At 72.4% G+C, this 22,020-nt stretch carries 19 protein-coding genes; 9 read left to right on the forward strand and 10 right to left on the reverse strand.

All coding sequences use genetic code 11. The annotated features are described in order from the left end of the window. The first annotated feature begins 33 nt into the window (after nt 1-33). On the forward strand, nt 34-1,497 hold the full coding sequence (locus H030_RS0102170; RefSeq protein ID WP_155891798.1) for a hypothetical protein: 1,464 nt from the start codon (nt 34-36) through the stop codon (nt 1,495-1,497). On the opposite strand, the gene H030_RS0102175 is transcribed toward H030_RS0102170, so the two are convergent. Continuing rightward, the gene (locus H030_RS0102175; RefSeq protein ID WP_027004907.1) at nt 1,483-1,980 is read right to left on the reverse strand and encodes a GNAT family N-acetyltransferase; all 498 of its coding nucleotides are present in this window, start codon (nt 1,978-1,980) and stop codon (nt 1,483-1,485) included. The genes H030_RS0102170 and H030_RS0102175 overlap by 15 nt on opposite strands. A gap of 54 nt (nt 1,981-2,034) precedes the next feature. On the opposite strand from H030_RS0102175, the gene acpS reads away from it, so the two are divergent. The 7 genes from acpS to H030_RS0102210 are packed head-to-tail and all read left to right on the forward strand — an operon-like array spanning nt 2,035 to nt 8,938. Continuing rightward, nucleotides 2,035-2,394 (forward strand): holo-ACP synthase, encoded by a 360-nt coding sequence (acpS, locus tag H030_RS0102180; protein ID WP_027004908.1) that lies wholly within the window; start codon nt 2,035-2,037, stop codon nt 2,392-2,394. 50 nt (nt 2,395-2,444) lie between these two features. Further along, a complete protein-coding gene (locus H030_RS0102185) occupies nt 2,445-2,705 on the forward strand; it encodes an acyl carrier protein (RefSeq protein ID WP_419470645.1) in 261 nt (86 codons plus the stop codon). Continuing rightward, nucleotides 2,702-3,865 carry an acyl-CoA dehydrogenase family protein gene (locus tag H030_RS0102190; protein ID WP_027004910.1) on the forward strand — a complete coding sequence of 388 codons (1,164 nt, stop codon included), beginning with the start codon at nt 2,702-2,704 and terminating at the stop codon, nt 3,863-3,865. The genes H030_RS0102185 and H030_RS0102190 overlap by 4 nt, the downstream gene beginning before the upstream one ends. Nucleotides 3,866-3,871: 6 nt before the next feature. Continuing rightward, a complete protein-coding gene (locus H030_RS0102195) occupies nt 3,872-4,816 on the forward strand; it encodes an amino acid--[acyl-carrier-protein] ligase (protein ID WP_035125760.1) in 945 nt (314 codons plus the stop codon). A 5-nt stretch (nt 4,817-4,821) separates the two neighbouring features. Then, nucleotides 4,822-5,751, forward strand: coding sequence for a DUF1839 family protein (locus H030_RS0102200; protein ID WP_196808959.1), 930 nt, complete (start codon nt 4,822-4,824; stop codon nt 5,749-5,751). After that, nucleotides 5,735-7,993, forward strand: a complete 2,259-nt coding sequence (locus H030_RS28590; protein ID WP_051221494.1) for a glycosyl hydrolase 2 galactose-binding domain-containing protein — start codon at nt 5,735-5,737, stop codon at nt 7,991-7,993. The genes H030_RS0102200 and H030_RS28590 overlap by 17 nt, the downstream gene beginning before the upstream one ends. Nucleotides 7,994-7,999: 6 nt before the next feature. After that, the gene (locus H030_RS0102210; RefSeq protein WP_027004913.1) at nt 8,000-8,938 is read left to right on the forward strand and encodes a glycosyltransferase family 2 protein; all 939 of its coding nucleotides are present in this window, start codon (nt 8,000-8,002) and stop codon (nt 8,936-8,938) included. Between the two features lie 272 nt (nt 8,939-9,210). On the opposite strand, the gene H030_RS28595 is transcribed toward H030_RS0102210, so the two are convergent. Continuing rightward, nucleotides 9,211-10,098 carry a class I SAM-dependent methyltransferase gene (locus H030_RS28595; RefSeq protein ID WP_051221496.1) on the reverse strand — a complete coding sequence of 296 codons (888 nt, stop codon included), beginning with the start codon at nt 10,096-10,098 and terminating at the stop codon, nt 9,211-9,213. Nucleotides 10,099-10,138: 40 nt separating this feature from the next. Beyond that, nucleotides 10,139-11,584 carry a lipopolysaccharide biosynthesis protein gene (locus H030_RS0102220; RefSeq protein ID WP_027004914.1) on the reverse strand — a complete coding sequence of 482 codons (1,446 nt, stop codon included), beginning with the start codon at nt 11,582-11,584 and terminating at the stop codon, nt 10,139-10,141. A gap of 52 nt (nt 11,585-11,636) precedes the next feature. On the opposite strand from H030_RS0102220, the gene H030_RS0102225 reads away from it, so the two are divergent. Then, complete coding sequence (locus tag H030_RS0102225) at nt 11,637-12,701, forward strand: hypothetical protein (protein ID WP_027004915.1); 1,065 nt, start codon at nt 11,637-11,639, stop codon at nt 12,699-12,701. On the opposite strand, the gene H030_RS0102230 is transcribed toward H030_RS0102225, so the two are convergent. Genes H030_RS0102230 through H030_RS28605 form a run of 7 tightly spaced genes read right to left on the reverse strand, consistent with a single transcriptional unit; the run spans nt 12,694 to nt 21,976 of the window. Next, nucleotides 12,694-14,106, reverse strand: a complete 1,413-nt coding sequence (locus tag H030_RS0102230) for a glycosyltransferase family 39 protein (RefSeq protein WP_155891799.1) — start codon at nt 14,104-14,106, stop codon at nt 12,694-12,696. The two genes, H030_RS0102225 and H030_RS0102230, sit on opposite strands and share 8 nt — an antisense overlap. Further along, the gene (locus H030_RS0102235) at nt 14,103-15,593 is read right to left on the reverse strand and encodes an O-antigen ligase family protein (protein WP_027004917.1); all 1,491 of its coding nucleotides are present in this window, start codon (nt 15,591-15,593) and stop codon (nt 14,103-14,105) included. The genes H030_RS0102230 and H030_RS0102235 overlap by 4 nt, the downstream gene beginning before the upstream one ends. Beyond that, nucleotides 15,572-17,479, reverse strand: coding sequence for a FlgD immunoglobulin-like domain containing protein (locus H030_RS0102240; RefSeq protein ID WP_027004918.1), 1,908 nt, complete (start codon nt 17,477-17,479; stop codon nt 15,572-15,574). The genes H030_RS0102235 and H030_RS0102240 overlap by 22 nt, the downstream gene beginning before the upstream one ends. Then, on the reverse strand, nt 17,476-18,054 hold the full coding sequence (locus H030_RS36085) for a histidine phosphatase family protein (RefSeq protein ID WP_051221498.1): 579 nt from the start codon (nt 18,052-18,054) through the stop codon (nt 17,476-17,478). The genes H030_RS0102240 and H030_RS36085 overlap by 4 nt, the downstream gene beginning before the upstream one ends. Further along, nucleotides 18,051-18,803: a phosphosulfolactate synthase gene (locus H030_RS0102250; RefSeq protein ID WP_027004919.1), complete on the reverse strand. Its 753-nt coding sequence runs from the start codon at nt 18,801-18,803 to the stop codon at nt 18,051-18,053. The genes H030_RS36085 and H030_RS0102250 overlap by 4 nt, the downstream gene beginning before the upstream one ends. A 28-nt stretch (nt 18,804-18,831) precedes the next feature. After that, nucleotides 18,832-19,929 (reverse strand): LytR C-terminal domain-containing protein, encoded by a 1,098-nt coding sequence (locus tag H030_RS0102255; RefSeq protein ID WP_027004920.1) that lies wholly within the window; start codon nt 19,927-19,929, stop codon nt 18,832-18,834. Nucleotides 19,930-19,942: 13 nt separating this feature from the next. Further along, entirely contained in the window at nt 19,943-21,976 is a 2,034-nt protein-coding gene (locus tag H030_RS28605) for a polysaccharide biosynthesis protein (protein WP_081690441.1), read from the reverse strand. Nucleotides 21,977-22,020 lie beyond the last annotated feature (44 nt).

The following is a 22,020-nucleotide window of genomic DNA, read 5'->3' on the forward strand; positions in this document are numbered from 1 at the left end:
CCAGTTCTGGGGAACCGCTGCGTTCCAGACCACATGTTCCGGGTCTGGGGAGTGCTCGCGGGTGTCGTCGTGCTGTTGGTCTTCGGGGCGGGGAGCGCTGCGGCGTTCGACCCCGTGACCGAGGCCACCAACTTCTCCAAGACGCTGGAGCGGCAGGCGACGTACCTCGACCCGCCGGTGCAGCTGCTGCTGCGGAGGGTGAGCCTGCAGAACGGGCTGGCGGCGACCGCGGCGCAGGCGAGGGATCCCGAGCGCGAGTTCGTCAGCGACCTGTGCTGGAACGGTGTGGACGGCTGCGCGGGCGACCCGCGGCTGTACGACTGGAAGAGCAAGGACTACGGGTTGGTCGAGCCGGTCCTGTTCACGGCGCGCAACGGCGCGACGCTGAGCGGGCACGTGTGGGCGACGCGGTCCGGGCCGGCGCAGCGGCCGGGCGTCGTGATCACCAACGGGTCGGTGCAGGCCGACGAGCAGATGTACTGGTACGCGGCGCAGGCGCTGGCCAAGGCGGGGTACGTGGTCCTGACGTTCGACCCGCAGGGGCAAGGGCAGTCGGACACCCTCGGCGAGGGCGCCGATGCCGGCGAGGGGACGCCGTCGCAGACCGACGGGCGGCCGTTCTTCGACGGGACGGTGGACGCGCTGGACTTCTTCCTGTCGACGAGGGCGAGGCCGTACGAGCCGCGGCCGTCGTGCGCGTCGGGGACGTCGCACGCGGCCAAGCAGGACCGGCGCGTGGCGGCGGGGCTCGACACGGGGTACAACCCGTTCGCGTCGCTCGTGGATGCTTCGCGGATCGGGCTCGCGGGGCACTCGTACGGCGCGGCGGGCGTGTCGTACGTCGCGCAGTGGGACCCGCGGGTCAAGGCGGTCGTGGCGTGGGACAACCTCGGCGAGCCCGCCGCCTCGGGGGTGGCCGGCCCGGACGGCGCGTCGCTCGGTGAGGGATCGTGCGTGGACGCGTCGCAGCGCACGACGCCGCCGATCACGAAGCCCGGCCTCGGGATCTCCGCGGACTACGGCCTGCCGGCGACGCCGAACCTGTCGCAGCCGGACCCGGACGGGAAGTCGGCGGCCTCGCACGCGTACACGGCGGCGGGCGTGGACTCGGGCGAGCTGATCATCCGCGGCGGCTCGCACCTCGACTTCTCCTACATCCCGAACCCGGCGTTCGGCGCGTCGCTGCGCGGCCCGGACCTCGCGGCCTGGTACACGACGGCGTGGTTCGACAAGTACGTGAAGGGCGACGCGAGCGCCGACGCGCGGTTGCTCAGCGATCGCTGGCGGTCCGATCCCTTGGGCGCGGCCGTCGACCCGAGGCACGACCCGAACGACCTGTCGTTCTACTACCACTCGCGCCTGGCGATCCACCGCGCCGACGGGAGCGCCGTCGGCTGCGAGGACCTGCGGGACGGCTGCCCGGCGCTGACGTCGGATGACGGAGCGGGCTCCGCGCCGTACTCCTACATCAAGACCGACACGTCACCCGACCGCTAGCGCCCAGACGTTGCAGCGCATCCTGTGACCGGGCGGGTACTCGACGTCGGCATCGCGTTCCAGGAGCGCGAACCCGGCGCGCTCGCAGACGCGGTTCGAGGCGACGTTCTCGACGTTCGGGAACGCGACGATCCTCGCCAAGCCGGCTTCCCTGGCCGCCACCTCGGCCCGCGCGACGGCAAGTCGCGTGCCCGCGCTCGCGAGCCCCCTGCCATGGAGGTCCTTCCTGACCGACCACCCCATCTCCAGGACCACCTCCCCCCTCCACTCCGACTCCCAGAACCCGACCCACCCCGCACGCCGCCCATCCCCATCGACCACCACGAAGCACCACTCAGCGGCGACATACCTCTCCTGCCGATCAGCAAGCTTCTCCGCCGTCTCCGGCCCCCCGAGATGCTCCATCTGCTCCGGATCGCCATTGAGCTCCACGAGCAACCCCGCATCCCGCTCCGCCCACCGCTCCAACCGCACATCACCCATCCCCCGACCCTACGCGGCACACCGGCAAACGCGGCGCGGGATAGGGTCCCGGGCATGCGGGTGGGCATTGATCTGGTGAAGGTCGCGAGTGTTGCTGAGGCCGTGGAGGAGCATGGGCAGCGGTATCTGGATCGGGTCTACACCGCGCAGGAGCAGGCCGATTGCCGGGGTGAGGCGTTGAAGCTCGCGGCGCGGTTCGCTGCCAAGGAGGCGGTGATGAAGGTCCTGGAGGTGAAGCGCGACGAGGCGGTCGCTTGGACCGACATCGAGGTCATTCGGCAGACCGAGGGCGCTCCGAGGGTCGCGCTGCACGGCACCGCGGCGGAAGCCGCCAGGAGCGGCGGAATCTCCGACCTGGCGCTCTCCTTCACCCATGAGGACGAGTACGCGGCCGCTGTCGTCGTGGGGACATAGGCAGGCGGCCTTGCATCCACCGGTCAAGATCTCCACCGAGAGCACCGATAATGACGGACGTGTCTTTTCCCGAAGTCCGTGAGATCGTCAAGGAGCACGGCCGCCTCGCGGCCGACGTGGAGACGCTCGCCGATGGCGACTCCCTCTACGAGGCGGGCATGACCTCGCATGCGAGCGTCAACGTGATGCTCGCGCTCGAGGACGCCTTCGACGTCGAGTTCCCCGACGAGATGCTGAAGCGCTCCGTCTTCGAGTCGGTCGCGTCGATCGCCGCCGCCCTGCAGCAGCTCGACGCGCCGCTCGTGGCATGACCGTCGACACGGACCGCGACGCCGCCTTCCTGGCCGGCATCGCCCAGATCGCCGACGAGATCGCGGCCGCCAACGCCGACGACGTCGACCGCAACGCCCGCTTCCCGCAGGAGACCTTCGCCGCGCTGCGCGAGCAGCGCGCGCTCTCCGCGCTCGTCCCCGCCGAGTACGGCGGCGCCGGCGTCTCCTTCGACGCCGTCGCCCAGGCCTGCTTCGAGCTCGGCCGCCGCTGCGGCGCCTCGGCGATGGTGTACGCCATGCACCAGATCCAGGTCGCGACGATCGTGCGCCACCTGGACGGCTCGCCGTGGTTCGAGGACTACCTGCGCGACCTCGTCGTCTCGCAGCGCCTGATCGCCTCGGTCACCTCCGAGGTCGGCACCGGCGGCGACATGAGCCGCTCGGTCGCGGCGCTCACGCCCGGCGACGGCGGCATGGCGTCCTTCGAGAAGCAGGCCCCCACCGTCTCCTACGGCGCCTACGCCGACGACCTCCTCGTCACGCTGCGCGCCCACCCGGACGCCGACGCCCAGGTGCTCGTGCTCGCCGCCAAGGACCAGACGACGCTCGAGCCCACCGGCACGTGGGACCCGCTCGGCATGCGCGGCACGTGCTCGCCCGGCTACGTCGTCCGCGCGACCGTCCCCACCGAGCAGGTGCTCGGCCAGCCCTTCCCGGCGATCTCGACCGAGTCGATGGTCCCGATCAGCCACCTGCTGTGGTCGCACATCTGGCTCGGGATCGCCACCGACGCCTTCGACCGCGCCCGCGCCTTCGTCCGCGCCGCCGCCAAGCGCGCGCCCGGCCAACCGGTCCCGGCCGCGGTCAAGCTCAGCCACGTCATGACGCAGCTGTCGCTGTTGCGCGCCGAGGTCCACTCGTCGCTCGACATGTGGAACGGCGCCGCCGACGACCGCGAGAAGCTCTCCACGATGGCCTTCGCGTTGCGCATGAACAACCTGAAGCTCGCCGCCTCCGAGCAGGCGCCGGTCGTCTGTCAGCAGGCGATGGGCGTGTGCGGGATCGTCGGCTTCAAGAACGACACCCCGTTCAGCATCGGGCGCCACCTGCGCGACTCGATGTCGGCGTCGCTGATGGTCGCCAACGAGCGCATCCACCAGACGAACGCGCAGCTCCTGCTGATCGCCAAGGAGGTCTAGGCGCACATGGCGGCGTACCGCGAGGCGTCTGAGTCCCAGGCGCAGTTGTTGGAGGCCTTGGTCGAGGCCGGGCACCTGATCCCGTCCGGCGTCCCCGGCGTGTACGGGCGCGGGTCGGACTACGAGGCCGTCCGGCTGGCCTTCGACGCCTACGTGACGCGGGCGGCGCTCGCCGCCGGTGAGACTCCGGAAGTGCTCCGCTTCCCCCCGGTCCTGCCGCGCAGGCAGATCGAGGACCTCGGCTACCTGGAGAACTTCCCGCACCTCGCGGGCTCCGTGTTCGCCTTCGAGGGCAGCGAGGGCCAGGCCCGCGCGATGGCCGAGGTGGCCGGGCAGCACGGCGACTGGTCCGAGCACCAGCACCCGTCCGACCTCTGCCTGACGCCGGCCGTCTGCTACCCGGTCTACCCCGCGGTCGCGCGGCGCGGCACGCTGCCGGCCGGCGGCGTGACGATCGACCCGGGCGCGTCCTACGCGTTCCGCCACGAGCCGTCCGGCGACCCCGCGCGCCTGCAGATGTTCCACATGCGCGAGCTGGTCCGGATCGCCGAGCCCGAGACCGTGCAGACGTGGCGTGACAGCTGGCGCGACCGCGCGCTGGCGTTGTTGGTGGACCTGGGTCTGGACGCGCGCTTCGACGTCGCCAACGACCCGTTCTTCGGCCGCGCCGGCCGGATGATGGCCGCCTCACAGCGCGACCAGGCGCTGAAGTTCGAGATCCTGGTGGACATCACCGATCCGGAGCCGACGGCGATCGCGTCCTTCAACTACCACCAGGACCACTTCTCCGGCCTGTACGGGATCGAGACCGCCGACGGCGGGACCGCGCACACCGCGTGCCTCGGCTTCGGCCACGAGCGGATCGTCCTGGCGCTGCTGAAGACCCACGGCCTCGACGTCGCGGCCTGGCCGGGTGAGGTTCGCTCGCTGCTCTGGGACTCCGTAGGGTGAGCGCCGTGGACACGGGTGCCGAGGTCTACGTCCCGCACGCCGTCCACCGGCCGGGCCGGACCTACGTCGAGACCAACTGCTACACCGACGTCCTGATCGAGCTGGTCCACGCGCGCGGCTACGAGCCGCTGGCGATGTTGGGGATCAACGCGCGGATGGACTTCGAGGGCGACCAGTGGACGTTCTTCAAGCCGGCCCCGGGCGACCTCGAGCTCCTGTACGGCATCGACATCCACGAGATGCAGCCCTACCGGGCGATCCCGGACCAGATCGCCGAGCAGCTGGCCGCGGGGCGGTCGATGATCGTCGAGCTGGACGCGTGGTGGCTGCCGGACACGGCGGCGACGTCGTACCGGTCCGAGCACGTCAAGACGTCGGTGGCGGCGGACGCGATCGACCGCGAGGCGGGGTGGCTGCGCTACTTCCACAACGCGGGCCGGTACGAGCTCTCGGGCGAGGACTACGCGGGCGTGTTCGCGAGCGCCGTCGCGCACCTGCCGCCGTACACGGAGCTGGTGCGCTTCGACGCGGGCCCGGCACTGCGGGGCGACGAGCTGCTCGACGCCGCGCGCGCGTGCCTGGCCGGGCACCTGCGCAAGCGGCCGGTGACCAACCCGTTCACGCGCTTCGGCGCGGCGCTGGCGGTGTCGCTCCCGGACCTGCTGGCGGGCGAGCCGCAGCGCTACCACGAGTACGCGTTCGCGACGGTCCGGATGGTCGGGAGCGCCTTCGAGCTGCTCGCCGCGCACGTGCGCTGGCTGCTCGGCCCGGACGGCGAGGAGATCGCGTCTGCGATGGATGAGATCGTGAGCGGCTCGATGATGTTGTCGCTGAAGCTCGCACGCCGGAAGGTCTTCGATCCCGCGCCGGTCGTCGGGAACCTCGCCGCGGCGTGGGAGCGCGCCGTCGGCGGGCTGGATGCCGCGCTGGCCTGAGCATGGCGGGCTGACGGCCCGGCGGCTGGAGGGGTTCGCGCACGTCGAGGGCGGCGTGCCGAGCGACGACGCGGCGGCGACGTTCGTGCTGTCGTTCGACGCCGAGGCCGCGGCGCCGGGCGAGACGGTGGAGTTGGTCTTCGACGGCGTCGCCACCGTGTGGGAGGCGACGCTGAACGACGAGCTCGTCGCGGCGGGGACGTCGATGTTCGCTTCGCAGCGCGTGGACGTCGGCGGGTTGCTGCGTGACGGCGGGAACGTCCTGACGATCCGCTGCCGCGCCCTTGTTGATGTCCTTGCCGAGCAGCCGAAGCGGCCGCGGCAGCGGTGGCGGACCAAGGTGGTGGAGAACGCGGGCGCGCTGCGGTTCGTCCGGACGTCGGTGCTCGGCCGCGCGCCGGGGTTCGCCCCGGGGCCGCCGGTCGTGGGGCCGTGGCGGCCGGTGTGGCTCGTGCGGCGGCGGGGCGTTTTGCAAGTTGATGACATCGTGTTGCGACCGCGGGTCGAGGGCGACGACGGCGTGCTGGCCGTCTCGGCGCCGGGCGTCGAGGGCGAGGTGGTCGTCGGGAACATCGCGGCGCCGCTCGTCGACGGCCGCGCGGAGGTCCGGATCCCGGACGTCGCGCTCTGGTGGCCGCACACCCACGGGACGCCCGCGTTGCACGACGTGGTCCTGCGGGTCGACGGCGCCGAGGTCGGCGTCGGGCGCACGGGGTTCCGGACGCTCGGCGACGACGCGGCGCGGTGCGTGGTCAATGGCATCGACATGTTCGCGCGAGGCGTCGTCTGGACGCCGGTCCCGGAGGGCGAGGCGCGCGCGACGCTGGAGCTGCTGCGCGACGCGGGGATCAACATGGTGCGGATCCCGGGGATCGGGGTCTACGAGGACGTCGCGTTCCACGACCTGTGCGACGAGTTGGGGTTGTTGGTCTGGCAGGACTTCATGTTCGCCAACATGGACTACCCGGTCGAGGATCCCGCGTTCGCCGAGCAGGTTGTCCGTGAAGCGCGCGAGGTGCTGGCCCGGATCGGCGGGCGGCCGTCGCTGGCGGTGCTGTGCGGGGGTTCCGAGATCGAGCAGCAGGCGGCGATGTTCGGCGTCGACCCGGCGCTCGCGCGCGGCGCGTTGTTGGAGGAGTTGCTCCCGGGTTGCGCGCGGGAGGCGGGCGTGGGCGACGTCCCTTACGTGACCAACGCGCCGAGTGGCGGCGCGATGCCGTTCCACCCGCGCGAGGGCGTCGCGAACTGGTTCGGCGTCGGCGGCTACCGGCGGCCGCTGAGCGACGTCCGGACGGCGGGCGTCCGGTTCGCCTCGGAGTGCCTGGCGTTCGCCAACGTGCCGGGCGACGTCGAGGACCATGACGTGGGCGTGATGCGCGACGTCGGGTCCGACTGGGACTTCGCCGACGTGCGCGACCACTACCTGCGGGAGCTGTGGGGCGTCGAGCGCTCGCACCCGCGCTACTGGGAGCTGGCGCGGCAGATGACCGGCGAGTTGATGGCCTACGTCTTCGGCGACTGGCGGCGCGCGGGGTCGGGCTGCGGCGGCGGGCTGATCCTGTGGTCGCGCGACCTGCGCCCGGGGTCCGGGTGGGGTGTTCTTGATGTGGATGGCCGGGCGAAGGTCGCGCTGCGCCGCCTGGCGCCGGTGCTGCAGCCGCGGGCGGTGTGGTTCACCGACGAGGGGCTCAACGGGCTCGACGTGCACGTGGCGAACGACGCGGCCGAGCCGCTGCACGCGGTGGTGGACGTCGTGGTCCTGGCGGGCGGCGCGCAGGTCCTGGCGGAGGGGTCGGAGGAGATCGTCGTCGCGCCGCACGGCGTGGAGCGGCTGAGCGTCGAGGGCGTGCTGAGGCGGTTCCTCGACGTCTCGTACGCCTACCGGTTCGGGCCGGCGCCGCACGACACGGTCGTGGCGACGCTGCGCAGCGGCGACGCGGTCCTCGCGCAGGCGGTGCACTTCCCGGTCGGGCCGCCGCTGGTCGCGGAGGCGTTCGGGCTGGAGGCGGAGTGGCGCGACGGCGTCGTCGCGCTGCGCGCCGAGCGCGTCGCGTGGGGCGTCCGGATCGACGTCCCGGGGTGGGTCCCGGAGGACGACGCGTTCACGCTGGTCCCGGGGTCGCCGCGGATCGTGCGGATGCGACCTGTCGACGGTGACAGGTCGGTGTTCCGGGGCGGCTGCGTGAGGGCCCTGAACCTCATCGGTGAGCCACCGGTCGGGGCGCCGGATCTGGCACCCTGACGCGCCGTGGCTGTCGAGGTCTCCTATTGCGTCGTCAACACGCAGCAGCGCGAGCTGCTCGTGCGTTGCCTGGATGCGATCGCGGCGGAGCGGGCGGCGCTGCCGTTCGAGGCCGAGGTGCTGGTGCTCGACAACGCGTCGACCGACGGGAGCGCGGGCGCTGCGAGGCGGCATCCGACGGTGACCGAGGTCGTGGCGCTCGATCAGCGGCGCGGGAAGGGCGAGAACGACTCGCACCTGCTGCAACGGTCGCGCGGGCGGTTCTGCTTGTTGTTGAACGAGGACAGCGAGCTGAAGCCGGGGGCGACGCTGAAGCTGCACGCGGCGCTGACCGGTGCGGAGCGCGCGGGTGCCGCGGGCGCGAAGCTGCTGCGCCCGGACGGGCGGGTGCAGCCGTCGGCGTGGCGGTTCCCGACGCCGGCGACCGCCGTGGTTGGCGCGTTGTTCCTGCACAAGCGGCTGACGGTGCAGTCGCGCGGCCGGAGGACGCGGCGGGTCGACTGGGCGCAGTCGGCGGCGCTGCTGGTCCGGCGGGACGCGGCGAGGGAGATCGGGTGGTTCGACCCGCAGTTCTTCGTGTACTCGGACGAGGTCGACTTCTGCAAGCGGCTCGCCGACGCCGGGTGGTCGACGCTGTGGGTGCCGGGCGCCGAGGCGTTCCACCACGAGCAGTTGTCGACCGGCGCGGTTCCGGAGCGGCGGATCGTCGAGCTGTCGCGCAACCGCGATCGGTACATGCGCAAGCACCACTCCGCCGGCGCGGCGTTCGTGGTGCGGGTGCTGACGGCGTGGACGTACGCGGTCCGGGCGCTGGTCGCGACGGTCGCGCCCGGCCACGACCCGAAGCGCTACTGGAAGCACGTGACCGCGACGCTGCGCCCATCGCGCGGCGAGGGCCTGCGCGAGGCCGCGCACGAGTTCAACCGCGGCGGCCCGACGCTGTAAGGCACGCAGCACACCGGAACTCGAAGCTTCCGGCCGCTCCGCAATTTCGGAGCTTCACCATCCTCAATTTCGGTTCGGGGCCGGACGAATGTCCGATGCGCCTCGACGCCACACGGGGTTTGACCAGGCGTACAGTCGCCTCACGCTGCGCGATGGATCGGCACGCACGCCAGATCCACTCGGGGATGAGGTTCAGCGCGGCGCACGCCGGACCCGACCGACCCGTGGCGCCTCGTGGCCGAGACGCCACGGGCCGCAGGGCCTGGCGCGCCTCACTTGCGCGCGAGCAGCTGGAACTGCAGGCCCCGGCCGAGGTGGCCGTGGAGCTGGCTCCAGTAGGCGACGACGCCGACGTCGCGGAAGCCGGCGGCCCGCATCCGGTCGACCAGGTCCCAGCCGTGGTCGTAGAAGGTGAGCGAGCCCCTCTCCTGGTCGAGCGGGTTGCCGTGGTAGTTGGGCTCCTCGAGGTGGATGACCTCGCCGCCGGGCCCGAGCTCGGCACGCTTGACCGTGGTCGGCTGGTCGGGCGTGAACGGCACCGAGAGCAGGAGGACGCCGTCGCGGCGCAGCACGCGGACGCACTCGGCGAGCGCACGGTCGATGTCGGCGACATGCTCGAACACGTCGCAAGAGACGATCGTCCCGTAGCTGTCGTCGGCGAACGAGAGGTTCAGCGCGTCCTCGTGGCGAAGCCCCTGGACGATCGTGCCGCCCGGGATGTCGTGGCCGAGGTACTCGCTCCCGGTCACCTCGGGCAGCGTCGCCTTCGCCCAGGTGTAGAACCCGGTGACGGTCTCGAACAGGTAGTACGGCGGCGCGCCCAGACGCCGCAGCAGCTCGCCCGTGAAGCGCTGGCGGTTGTTGAGGCCGCAGTTGCGGCAGTGCAGGCGCTCGCGGTAGTTCGGCGTCCCGCCCCAGGCCGACACCCAGTCGCAGAACATCGGCGTGAGGCGCCGGCAGATGTGGCAGAACCCGGGCACGACCCAGCGCTCGACGTCGCGGTACAGCTCGGCGAGCTGCAGCTCGTAGGCGAGGCGGAGGTCCCAGCCCGGGCGCAGCGGATCGAGCTCCGCGTGCTCCTCGATGACGGCGAGCACGGCGCCGTCGTCGACGAGCCCGCCGAGCGGAAGGTCCCAGATGTCGTCGTCCGAGCCGGCCATCGCGGCCTCAGCCTAGACCGTGCAGGAGAGGGGCGCCGCCTCAGGCCGGCTGGTGGCGGAGCTCTTGGAGGCGGCGGAGCTCGGGGATGGTGATGACGCGGGTGAGGACGAGCGCGGGGGGTGCGAGGCAGAGGAGGGCGAAGCGGGTTGCGAGGCCGAGGGCTCCGTGGGTCGGCAGGAGCAGCTCGCCCGCCAGGCCGATCGTCGTGAGGGTGATGACCGCCGATGCGAGGCGGGGCCACTCGAAGGGGACCGAGAAGAGGTCGCGGGTCAACATGTACAACACGAAGACGATCACGACGTAGGCGCCACAGAGGGCGATGCCCGCGCCGGCGATCCCGAGGGGGTCCACGAGCGTCACCAACAGGATGACGTTCACCACGAGGCCGGCCAGCGTCGCGGGGAAGTTGCGGCTGGTGACCTTCGCCCGGCCCGCGACGGTGATCAACACCAGCACCAACCCGTAGAGCGCCCAGCCCAGCGCCACCCAGGGGAGCGCGGCGGAGGCCCCGTAGTACGACGGGTCGTCGGCCAGCGCGCGGACCGCCCACCGGCCCACCAGCAGCACGCCGCACACCACGACGCCCGTGACCGCGACGTAGAGCGTCGTCACGCGGGCGTAGAGGCGCGCCGCCTGCGCCTCGTCGGTCACGCTGTACGCCAACGGCGGCCACGCCGCCTGGAACCCGCGCACCGCGACGATCACGACCGTCGACAGCTTCGCCGCGAAGCCGTAGCGCCCGGCGGCGTCCGCGGAGTCGTGGTGCAGGATGTAGGTCCGGTCGACCACGTTGAGCGCGAAGGCCGCCGCGTCGGCGGGCACGGTCGGCCCGCCGAAGCGCAGCAGCGCCACCGTCCGCCGCGGGGGCCGGAACGAGACGCGGTCGCGCAGCAGGACCCAGAGGACGAGCAGGATCACGGTCGACGCGCCGTAGTTGCCCAGCACGTAGCCGCGGGCGCCCTTGTCGAGGATGACCACCAACAACACCGTCAGCCCGACGGTGAGCAAGATGTTCAACACAGCGCAGATGGCGTAGGTCTTGAGCCGCTCCTCGACGCGCAGCAGCGCGTTGGCCACCTCGAGGTTCGTGAACGCCCACAGCCCGAAGATCCCCGACGCCATCAGCGACGCGTCCTCGTGCGCGAGGATCAGTCGCGACAACGGCGCGGCGAACACCAACAGGATCAGCGCGACCACGGTGGACGCGTACAACGTCCACGACGTCACCGTCCGCGCCAGATCGACGCGCCGCGCGTGGTCCTCGTCGTCGAACCAGAACCGGACGAACGCCTCGCCGATCCCGAACCGCAGCAGGATCGACGTGAAGATGATCGCCGTCAGCAGGTTCTCGGCGTAGCCGTAGTCCGCGGTCGAGAGGTACCTCGTGTACAGCGGAAGCGTGACGATCGCCAGCAGCGCCGAGAGGATGCTCGGCGCCTGGTAGACGAAGGTGCTCGCGAGGAGACGCCGGAACAACGAGGCCATTGCGCGACGAGACGCTAGCGATGGCGCGCGGGCTACGCTCCGCTGCTCCGCCATGTCGACGCCGCCCCACGAGCAACTCCGCCCGCTCGCCCTCCTCCTGCTCCCGCGGGCACTGGAGGGCTTCATCCTGCGCGATCAGGCCCAGGATCTCCTCCGCGCGCAGGCGGTCGTCGCCGTCGACCCACCCCGGATCCCGTACGGCGCGCTGCTGCGCCTTCCCCACGCCGTCGGCGCGAGCCTCGCCGGCAGGACCGCCAAGCGCCTGCTGAAGGTCCTGCACCGCAACGGCGACCGCGCGAAGGTCGTCGTGATCTTCCACCCCGTCCAGGTCCTGCTCGCCAACGCGATCCTCCAGCGCGAGCCCGACTGCGAGCTCTGGTACGGCCGCTGGGACCGCTACGAGCACGCCTACGACGCGGGCCCCGCGCGCCGCGAGCGCCTCGCCGAGCTGCACGACGCCGCCGCGCACCTCTCCTCGCTGACGTTCGTGGCCTCCAACGAGCTCAAGCGCCTCGAGGAGGAGGCCGGCCGCGAGGCCGAGCTGGTCCCGCTCGCCGCCGACGACTTCCCGGCGCCGGACCCGTCGGGCCACGTGATCGCCGTGTCGCTCGGCCACCTCGGCTGGCGCACCGACTGGACCCTCCTGCGCCAGGTCGGCGAGCGCCTGGGCAGCAGGCTCACGCTGCTGCTGATCGGCGCCTGGCACGACGACGAGATGAAGGGCGACGAGGACTACGCCTGGTGCCGCAAGCACCCCGGCTTCGTCTGGCTCGGCGCGCGCAGCGACGAGGAGGCCGCGCGGCTGATCCTGTGCGCCGACGTCGGGATCGTCCCGTTCAAGGTCGAGCCGTTCAACGACGCCGGCCTCCCCTACCGGATCCTCAAGTACGCGCGCCTCGGGCGCCGGACCGTCTCGCTCGACCTCGCGGGCGTCAAGACGTGGTCCAACGCCGTGACGACGACGCGCGGCTCCGAGGGCTTCGCCGACGCGCTGCTGGAGCAGGCGGGACGGCGCACCGCGCCGGACCTGGAGCTACGCGAGTGGGCGCTGGAGCAGACCGCGCACGACCAGAACGCACCGCTGTGGGAGCGCCTCCGGGCGCTCGGCATCACCTAGCGGGCGGGCAGGCGATGTAGGCGGTGAAGCCGCCGCGCATGTCGCCGCGGAGGAACCCGTCCGGCGGCGCGTTGGTCTTCGGCGAGGCGCCGTCGGCGAAGCCGTAGCGGCGCAGGAGCTTCTCGCCGACGAGCAGCAGCGCGACGCCGTGGTCGCGCTGGACGGCCGAGCGGGAGCCGACCTGCTTCTGGGTCGCGTCGAGGATCCAGCGCGTGTCGGGCACCAGGCGGTAGTTCGGCAGCGTCACCGGGCCGCAGGCGCGCCCGGCCCGGACCGTCGGCGAGTGCAGGACGGCGGCGAGGTCGTCGTGCGTGGAGCGGATGAAGCGCAGCTCGGTCGCGAGCTTGCCGAACGCGTCGGCGCGGACGATCACGAACGCCAGGCCGGCGACGACGGCGACCGCCAGCAGCGCGCGGCTCCGAGTGACGATGTAGCCCGCGGGCAGGCAGAGCGCGACCGCCGGGACCGTGAGGTACCGCGGCAGGACCGAGAGGCCCGCGGCCGAGGTCGCCAGGAACGTGATCGACCCTGCGAGGAACAGCGCGATCGGGACGTGCGCGGCGCGGAAGTCGCGCTGCCTGAACGACCACACGGTGCCCGCGATCGCCGCCAGCGCGACGGGCAGGCGCGCGGTGTCGGCGAGGAACGACACGAAGTCGCCGGGGACCTTGCTGAAGGACTGCGAGCGGTTGAGCTCGTCGGCGAGGTCGGAGGTCGAGTGCAGCGAGAACAGCGGGTCGCCGGTGACGATCGCGTCGACCAGGCACCACAGCAGCGGCGCGGCGACGACGAGCGGGACGAGCTTCCAGAGCGGCCTGCGGTCCGGCCAGCAGAGCCAGAGCCAGTAGGCGCCGCCGAGCAGCCACGCCTCGGGCCGGAGCAGGCCGGCGAGGATCAGCAGCGCCCAGACCGGGCCGGTGCCGGCGCGCGCGCCGGCGTCTCCCCCGCGCACGGTGCGCTCGGCCTCGAGCGCGCCGGCCCACAACACGAGCGCCAGGAACGGCTCGTCGACGTAGGCGCGCGCGGCGTAGAGCAACAGCGCGAACGACGAGCCCGCCAGGAACGCGGCCATCGCGCCCGCGCGGCGGTCCCAGATCGCGGTGCCCAGGCGGTACACGGCGTAGGTGAAGGCGACGTGGCAGAGGCAGGTGAAGAGCACCAACAACCGGTCGGCGCTCTCCCCCACCAGGCCGAACAGCGCGGTGATCACCAGGTACAGCGGGTGCTGCGTCGGCGCCTGGTAGGCCTGGAACGTCGGCAGGTGGCCGCGGACGATCTCGCGCCCCCAGTCCAGCGCGTAGTAGGCGTCGTAGTTGGGGTACGTGGGCACGAGCGCCCAGAAGAGCACCGCCGCCACGACCGCGGCGCCGACGACGTACAGCTCGATGCGCCGATCGCGCGTCATGCGGTGGCGGGCACCGGCGGCGCCTCGGGCCGCCGCCGCCTCCGCGGCACCAGCGACAGCGCCAGGCCCGTGCCGAGCAGCGCCCACGTCAGCGGATCCTCGAGGAACGACGCGTAGCTCCACGTGTGCAGCACCAGCGCGATGAACGCCGCGGCGATCGCCGCCCGGACGGGATCGCCGCGGACGCCGCGCAGCAGCGCCAGGAACGCCGCCACCAGCAGCCAGATGTACACCAACAAGCCCGGAAGGCCCTGCTCGGCGGCGACCGTGATCGGGATCGTGTGCGACGCGCTCACGGCCTTCTCGGCCGACGAGCCCCTCTCGGCGTGGCGGTAGGCCCGCGAGAACGCGCCCGACCCGTAGCCCTTCAGCGGCTTGTCGCCGAACAGGTTGATCCCGCCCTTGAGCAGGTCGTAACGGCCGGAGGTCGCCGTGTCGGCGCCCTTGGACGAGTTCAGGTCCAGCCGGATCGACGACGGCGCGGCGACGATGAAGATCGCGCCGACGACCAGCGCGGCAACCCCTACGCCTACGGCCCACCGCGGCGACCAGCGCGCGCCCGCCAGGACCAACAGCCCCAACAACAGCGCGGCGAACGACGACTGCGACAGCGTCAGGACGAGCCCCGCCATCAGCACCGCGAGCACGAGCGTGACCGTCCAGATGTCGCGCGGCCGCGACGCCCAGATCAGCACCGCGGCCAGCCCGATCATCACGATCGCCAGGAAGCGCCCGTAGATGTTGGGGTCGAAGAACAGCGAGTTGACGCGGAAGTACGACTCGAACTGGTTGGACGCGATGACCTTCGGGTTCAGGAACAGGTGCCGCGTCGCGTACTCCACGAACCCGATGCACGCGAAGGCCAGCGCCAACACGGACAACACGGTCAGCACCTGCACCATCAGCTTGCGCGACCACGTGATCCGGGCGAGCAGCGCGAACAGCAACGCGAACGGGACGTAGAAGAAGACCGCGTTCTCCAGCGCCTTGTCGAAGTCCTTGGAGTACCACGCCTGCAAGGCGTACAACACGATCGTCCCGGCGAGCAACCACTCCAACATCGTCGCGGGCCGTTCGCGCTCGTCGCCGCGCTCGCCGGCGATCCGCGGGATCGCGTAGGCCAGCGCGCCCGCGCCGACGACGACGTACAGCGGCACCAGCAGGTTCGACGTCGAGCCGCCGGAGGAGATCGGGATCCGGAACGGGATCGCCGCCGCGGCGCAGAGCGGGAAGGCCGACGGCGTGCGGTCGAACCACACGGCCAGCGCGGCCAGCGCGGCAAGACCGAGCACAACGCCCACGACCGCCAGCGACGGGTGGTCGCGCAGCGGCCGCACCTGCTCGGTGTCCCAGATGTCGGAGATCAGCAGGATCGGCGCCAGCACGAGCGCGCCGAGCGTCGACCACGCGCGCAGGCGGGCGCGCGGCGCCACGATGGCGCCGGCGGCGAACAGGGCGGCGAGGATCAGTGGGAGAGGAGCGTCCACATCCGTGCCATCAACGCGGTGGTGGCGGGGTCGGTGTTGGCGGAGAGGCGCTGCGAGAAGCCCGGGAAGCCGGGCCGGATCACGAGGCCGCTGCCGAAGCGCACGGCGACGACGACGGTCTTCGACCCGTTCGCCTCGTCGGTCACCGCCGACGACGCGGGCTTGGCGTAGGCGTCGCCCTCGCGTGCCGTCGGCTCCCAGGACGTGACGCCCTTCAGGACCCCGCCGGAGTTCTTGAACAGGTCGATCGTCTTGTCATCGTCGAAGACGGTCAAGTCGGTGGTCTTGGTCGTCACCGCGCCGATCCGCGCGCCGAACAGGTCGACCGCGCGCTCGGGCGTCGGCCTGGCCAGGCGGCCCTTGCGGTCGAGCGCGACCGAGCGCCGCAGCGCATCGGTCCCGGTCGAGACGACCGTGCCCCCGCCGCGCGCGAACGCGCGCAGCGACGCCCGGACCTTCGCCGGCAGCCAGCGCGCGTCGCCCGGGATCAGGACACCGTGATGGCCGGCCAGCGCCGGGCCCTTCCCGGCGGCGAGCGCCAGGTCGGTCGTGACGTCGTAGTTGTGGTGGTTGCGATCGAGCCACTGCAGCAGCGGCGCCTCGGTGTCGACGAAGTCGGCCGGCAGCCCGTCGCCCGCCCAGATCCGGACCGGCCGGACCGGGCCACCGAGGTCGAGCGTGTTGGGCGCGCCGTCGCCGTCGTCGTCGCCGGTGTTCTCGCCCTGCCAGGTCGTGTAGGGCAGGACCACCAGGACGCCCTTGGGCCTGGCGGCGGTGCCGGCGACCGACTGCCTGGACTGGACCGGCAGGACCACGCGCGTCTGGCGCGTCGCGGTGTGCGCGGTGAAGACGTAGACGCCCGACGTGCCGGCCGGCGCCGTGAAGTGCACGTTCGGCGTCGTCTTGGGGTTGGTCGAGTGCGCGCGCACCGCGGTCTGCCCGACGCGGTGCACGTTCCAGGTGTAGCGCTGGGTCCGCGCGTCGACCTGGACCTCGACCTTCTGGCCGGACGGGACCGCGGTCGCAGGCGTCTGGGCGCCGAGGTAGCGGACGGTCACGCCGCCGTGGCCGGGCAGCCTGCCGCGATCGAGGATCGGCAGGCCCCTGGCGTCCAGCGGCACCGACGTCCCGCGGTTGCCCGCCGGGTCGCGCCACTGCAACACCACCAGGTAGGTCCCGGGCGAGACCTTGCGGCCGGCCTCGTTGGTCCCGTCCCAGGCCCACTCGACCGCGCCCTGCCTGATGTCGTCGGTCCGGACCAGCCGCGGCGTCCCCGGCGCGGTCTTGTAGACCTGCGCGGTCGCGTTGCGCTGGGCGGGCAGGAAGTGGACCTGCGCGGGCGCGTCGCCCTGCGCGGGCAGCAGCTCCGGCCCGTAGGCCTTGCTCGGCCCGATCGACCGCACCCGCGGCTTGGGCGGCGTCGTGTCGAGCAGGATCGTGCGCTGCGAGATCACGGTCCGGCCCAGGTGCGCGAGCGTGATCGCGACGCGGTAGCGCCCGTCGGGCAGCAGCTGGCCGTTGCCGTCGCGGCCGTCCCACACGATCGACGGCTTGACGAAGCTGTAGGCCTTGAGGTGCTTGTCATACACCTTGCGAACCTGGTCGCCGTCGGCGTTGAGGATGTGGACCGTGACGTCGTCGGCCCTCTTGAGGCGGAACGTGATCCGGGCGCGCTCGCGGCGGCCGTCGCCGTTGGGCGAGAACGCGGGCGGGTCGCCCTTCTGGTGCACGCCGGTGTCGATCTGCAGGCCCTGGACGACCGACGGCGCGTTCTTGAGTCGCTGAGCGATGAAGAACGCTGCGAACGTCGCGACGACGAGCACGCCGAAGACGACCACGGCCGCGCGCCGCGTGGGCGCGGGAGTCGCCGGGGGTGCCGCGCTCACGGAAGCTCCACCAGCGCGGCGTTCGGGATCGCGGCGCTGCGGTGCGCGTCGTCCTCGTAGAGCGCGGCGAGCGCGAGCCGGATCGAGCCGCGGTGGCTGACGACCAGCGCGGGGCGCGGGCCGAGCTTGGCGGCGTCGATGCCCTCCAGGACGCGCAGCTGCTGGTGGACGAACGACTCGCCGCCGGGGAACGCGAAGTCCGGGTCGGCGCGCATGTAGGCGGCGAACAGCTCGGGCTCGTCGCGCTGCACGTCGGCGAACATCCGGTCGGTCCAGTCGCCGCAGTCGGTCTCGGCGAAGCGCGCGTCCTCGATCGGGTGGTGGCCGATCGCGGCGCCGACGATCTCGGCGGTCTCGCGGGCGCGCAGCAGCGGCGAGCAGATCAACGTCGCCCACTCCCGCTGCGCCGCGACCGCCGCCAGCTCGTGGGCCTGCTCGCGGCCGCGGGCGTTCAGCGGCACCGCGAGGTGGCCCTGGAAGCGCCTGGCCGCGTTGTAGTCGGTCTCGCCATGCCGGGCGAGGAACACGCCGTGGGCGAACGGAACCTGAGCCCCCGCGAAGCGTTCCGCGCTCACAGGTCGGCCTCGACCGTGTCCGAACGCAATCCCAATCTGAGCGTCTCCAGCGACAGGACGTCGGCGGGCGCGATGTTGCCGAGGTTGACCTCGCGGCCGAAGCGCTTGAGGAACCAGACCTGCTGCTCCTTGCGCGGCGCCTCGAAGATCAGCGACGCCACGTCGACCGCGTGGGCGATCTCGTCGATCAGGCCCATCCGGACCTCGCCGTCGCCGCGGAAGATCCCGACGGTCCCGGACTCGCGCGCCTCGGCGATGACCTTCCACGCCCCGGCGGCCAGCTCGGCCTCGATCTCCTCGACCCAGCGGTACGGGGCCATGATCTTCTCGTCGTCCTTGGAGCCCACCTCGGAGAAGACCGTGAAGTCGCGCGCGAGTCGCGCGATGATCTCGCGCTTGCGCTCCGGCTCCAGCGCGATCGTGCCGTCGGAGACCTCGACGTGGGCGATGCCGAGCTCCCTGCACCAGGCGACGAGGCCCTCGAGGCGGCCGTCGCGCAGGGCGACCTCGGTGAGCGTGCCGCCGAGGACGACCGGGATGTCGTGGGCGCGGAAGCGCGCGAGCTTGGCCTCCAGGTTCTGGGTGACCAGCGCGGTGCCCCAGCCGAGCTTGACGATGTCGACGGCGTCGCCGCAGACCTCCATCAGCGCGTCGACCTCGCCACACGACAGGCCCTTGTCCAGGACGTGCGTGAGCCCACGGTCGCGCGGCTTGGGGCTGCGCTCGGGGAGATCGAGGAAGCCGGCCAACGGTCTTCGCCAGACGCCGCCGCGGCGGCTACGGCGTCGTCGTCGTTCCGGTCGGGGCGGCCGGCGTCTGGTTCTGGTCGGACCCGACCGTCACGACCACCACCGCGCTCTCGCCGGCGATCGTCTTCGACCCGGGCGACAGCGCCTGGATCGAGTCCGAGCCGACGTCGATCGCCTTGGCGACCGCGTCGCCCTCGGCGCGGTGGCCGGGCGCGAACTCGACGAGCGTCGCCGAGCGGTCCTGGGTCGCGGCGTTGGTGACGGTCCCGATCTTGAACCTGGTGTTCTGGAGCCGGTTGGCGACGCCGCGGGCCAGGCCGGGGACGGTCGTGCCGTTGAGGACCGAGACCTCGTAGGTGCCGGGCTTGGGCGCGGCGGCGGGCGGGGTCGAATTCCTCGGCGCCCTCGTCCTGCTGGTCCTGGGGGTCGACGTGGCGCCGGGCAGCGTGCTCGACGCCTGCGTGCCCCTGTCGTCGCTGCCGCCGAGGACGCCGGTGACCAGGACGACGATGACGATCAGGACCACGACGACCGCCGCGATCGCGCCGCCGACGGCGAGGCGCGAGCGGCCCTCGTCCTCGTCGCGGTCGTCCGGGCCGTAGTTGGTGCGGGTCGTGCCCGGCGGCGTGCCGCCCGGGGTGCCGGTGCCCGGCGGGACGCGCAGCGGCTCGCCCGGCCTGGCGGCCGGCGGCGACTGCGCGGCGCCGTTGGCGGCGGGCTGCACTGTGGTCTGCTGGCCGGGCGGCGTGGCGGTCGCCGCGCCCGCGGCAGTCGCTGCGGCGGCGGCCGGCGCGGCTGCGCCCGCGGCCTGGCCGGCGGGCGTCGCGGCGGCGGGAACCGCTCCGGGCGCTCCGGGCCTGACCGGCTGCGTCTGCGGGACGCCGGGCTGGGCGGGCCGCTGCGGCTGCGCGATGACGCGCTGCTGCGCGGCGGCGGTCGCACGGTCCTGGACGTCGGCCGCGCGCTCGGGCGCACGGCCCGCCCATTCGCGCAGGCGCTTGACTTCGCGCGCTTGCGCGAAGTAGAGGAGCGAGAGGATCGCGAGGCCGAGCACCGACGCGAAGCCGGCGTACGCCCCGTACTGATCGATCTTGTCGGAGACCGAAAGGGCCAGGATCGACGACATGCAGGGCGCCATGCTAGAGAACGGCGCGGTCCGGACCGCCGCCGGTGCCATCCTGCAAGCCCGTACCCAGGGACGGCGCGGCGCGGTCCGGACCGCCGCTCGTCTCATCCTGCACGTCCTCGACCACGGTCGCGGGGACGCTCAGCGAGCGCAGCTCGGACAGCTCGGAGACCTTCGCGGCCAGTGCCGCGGCGTCGCCTTCGAGGACCAGCAGGCCCACCTCGTCGAACATCGTCTCGACCACCGTCGGGTCCAGCCGGTCGCGCTCAGCGCGCAGGATCTTCTCGGCCGGCGTGGGCTGCGTGCGCTCGTAGGGGTTGAACAGCTCCTCGTAGAGCTTCTCCCCCGGGCGGCGGCCCACCTCCTCGATCACGATGTCCTCGCCCGGGCGCAGGCCCGACAGCTCGATCATCGCCTCGGCCAGCTGCCAGATCCCGACCGGCTCGCCCATCTCCAGCACGAAGATCTCGCCGCCGCCGGAGCCCAGCGAGGCGGCGCGGATGACGAGCTGGACGGCCTCCGGGATCGTCATGAAGTAGCGCGTCATGCGCTTGTCGGTGACCGTCACCGGGCCGCCGAGCGCGATCTGGCGGCGGAAGATCGGGACGACCGAGCCCGACGAGCCGAGCACGTTGCCGAAGCGGACGATCGCGTAGCGCGTGTTCGGCCACTTGTCCTGCGCGGCCTCGACGGCGTACTCGGCCAGCGCCTTCGACGCGCCCATGACCGTCGAGGGGTCGACGGCCTTGTCGGTCGAGACCTGCACGAAGCGGCGGACGTCGTGCTCGCCCGCGATCCGCGCCAGCAGGCGCGTGGCGAGCGCGTTGTTGCGCACGGCCTCGACGGGGTTGAGCTCCATCAGGCCCACGTGCTTGTAGGCCGCGGCGTGGAAGACGACGGTCGGGCGGTGCTCGGAGAAGACCTCGCGCATCCGCTCGCCCTCCTTGCAGTCGGCGAGCACGACGGCCAGCGACGACGGGTGGACGTGGCGGTCGTCCTCCAGCTCGCGCTGGATGCGGAAGAGGTTGTCCTCGGCGTGGTCGAGCAGGATCAGCTTGCGCGGCGCGACGCGCGAGATCTGGCGGCAGAGCTCGGAGCCGATCGAGCCGCCCGCGCCGGTGACCATGACGATCTCGTTCTGCAGGTAGCGGCCGACGCGGTCCAGCTCCATCCGGATCGGCTCGCGGCCGAGGATGTCCTCGACCTCGACGGGGCGCGCCTGGCGGACGACGTTGCCGCCGCCGGTCTTGAGCAGCTCGAAGACGGTCGGCAGCGTCCGGACCTGGATGCCGCGCGCGCGGCAGGCCGAGACGACGGCGGCGCGCAGCGTGCCGGGGGCCGAGGGGATCGCGATCGTGACCTCGTCGGGCTCGGCCTCGTCGAGGATCCGGGCCAGCTCGCTCGTGCGGCCCAGGACGCGGACGCCCTCGACGCGCATGCGGTGCTTGGTCGGGTCGTCGTCGACGAAGCCGACCGGGCTGAGGCCGAGGTCCGGGTTGCGCAGGATCTCGCGCAGGACCAGGCGGCCGCCGTCGCCGGCGCCGACGATCAGCACGCGGCGGGCGCCGGGGCGGGCCCTGAAGCCCGACAGCGGGCGCTCGTAGAAGGTCCGGGCGACGAAGCGGCTGCCGCCGACGAGGACGAGGCTGAGCAGGAAGAACGACCCGAGGACGCCTGTCGGGACCGACAGCGTGACGTCGCCGTGGGAGCCGGAGCGGACGATCACCGGGTGCGTCAGCGCGTTGAAGGCCGGGACGAACAGCGTCGCGACGATCACGGCCTGCAGGATGTTCACGTAGTCGCGCTGGCCGACGTAGCGCCAGAACTTCTCGTAGAGCCCGAAGAGCGTGAAGATCAGCAGCGATGCGGCGACGACGTACGGGATCGTGTCGGCCAGCAGGTTCGCGTAGTCGTCCGGGACCCCGCCGTCGAAGCGGAGACGGAAGGCGAGCAGGTAGGCCAGCGCCACCAGCGCCGCATCGATGCCGAGCTGCGGCAGCGAGTGGCGGTGGATGGGAAGCCCAGCCGAGCGAAAGGGCCGGCGCATCCGGGGCATTGTAGGACGCCAGGCGGCCTCAAGACGCCGCTGAG

The organism is Conexibacter woesei Iso977N, from assembly GCF_000424625.1.
Classification (GTDB): domain Bacteria; phylum Actinomycetota; class Thermoleophilia; order Solirubrobacterales; family Solirubrobacteraceae; genus Baekduia; species Baekduia woesei_A.

Excerpts from the sequence above, each read along its gene's own strand:
- H030_RS0102170 (WP_155891798.1), top strand. The coding sequence starts at position 34 with ATGTTCCGGGTCTGGGGAGTGCTCGCGGGTGTCGTCGTGCTGTTGGTC.
- H030_RS0102175 (WP_027004907.1), bottom strand. The coding sequence starts at position 1,980 with ATGGGTGATGTGCGGTTGGAGCGGTGGGCGGAGCGGGATGCGGGGTTG.
- acpS (WP_027004908.1), top strand. The coding sequence starts at position 2,035 with ATGCGGGTGGGCATTGATCTGGTGAAGGTCGCGAGTGTTGCTGAGGCC.
- H030_RS0102185 (WP_419470645.1), top strand. The coding sequence starts at position 2,445 with ATGACGGACGTGTCTTTTCCCGAAGTCCGTGAGATCGTCAAGGAGCAC.
- H030_RS0102190 (WP_027004910.1), top strand. The coding sequence starts at position 2,702 with ATGACCGTCGACACGGACCGCGACGCCGCCTTCCTGGCCGGCATCGCC.
- H030_RS0102195 (WP_035125760.1), top strand. The coding sequence starts at position 3,872 with ATGGCGGCGTACCGCGAGGCGTCTGAGTCCCAGGCGCAGTTGTTGGAG.
- H030_RS28590 (WP_051221494.1), top strand. The coding sequence starts at position 5,735 with ATGCCGCGCTGGCCTGAGCATGGCGGGCTGACGGCCCGGCGGCTGGAG.
- H030_RS28595 (WP_051221496.1), bottom strand. The coding sequence starts at position 10,098 with ATGGCCGGCTCGGACGACGACATCTGGGACCTTCCGCTCGGCGGGCTC.
- H030_RS0102220 (WP_027004914.1), bottom strand. The coding sequence starts at position 11,584 with ATGGCCTCGTTGTTCCGGCGTCTCCTCGCGAGCACCTTCGTCTACCAG.
- H030_RS0102225 (WP_027004915.1), top strand. The coding sequence starts at position 11,637 with ATGTCGACGCCGCCCCACGAGCAACTCCGCCCGCTCGCCCTCCTCCTG.
- H030_RS0102230 (WP_155891799.1), bottom strand. The coding sequence starts at position 14,106 with ATGACGCGCGATCGGCGCATCGAGCTGTACGTCGTCGGCGCCGCGGTC.
- H030_RS0102255 (WP_027004920.1), bottom strand. The coding sequence starts at position 19,929 with ATGTCGTCGATCCTGGCCCTTTCGGTCTCCGACAAGATCGATCAGTAC.
- H030_RS28605 (WP_081690441.1), bottom strand. The coding sequence starts at position 21,976 with ATGCGCCGGCCCTTTCGCTCGGCTGGGCTTCCCATCCACCGCCACTCG.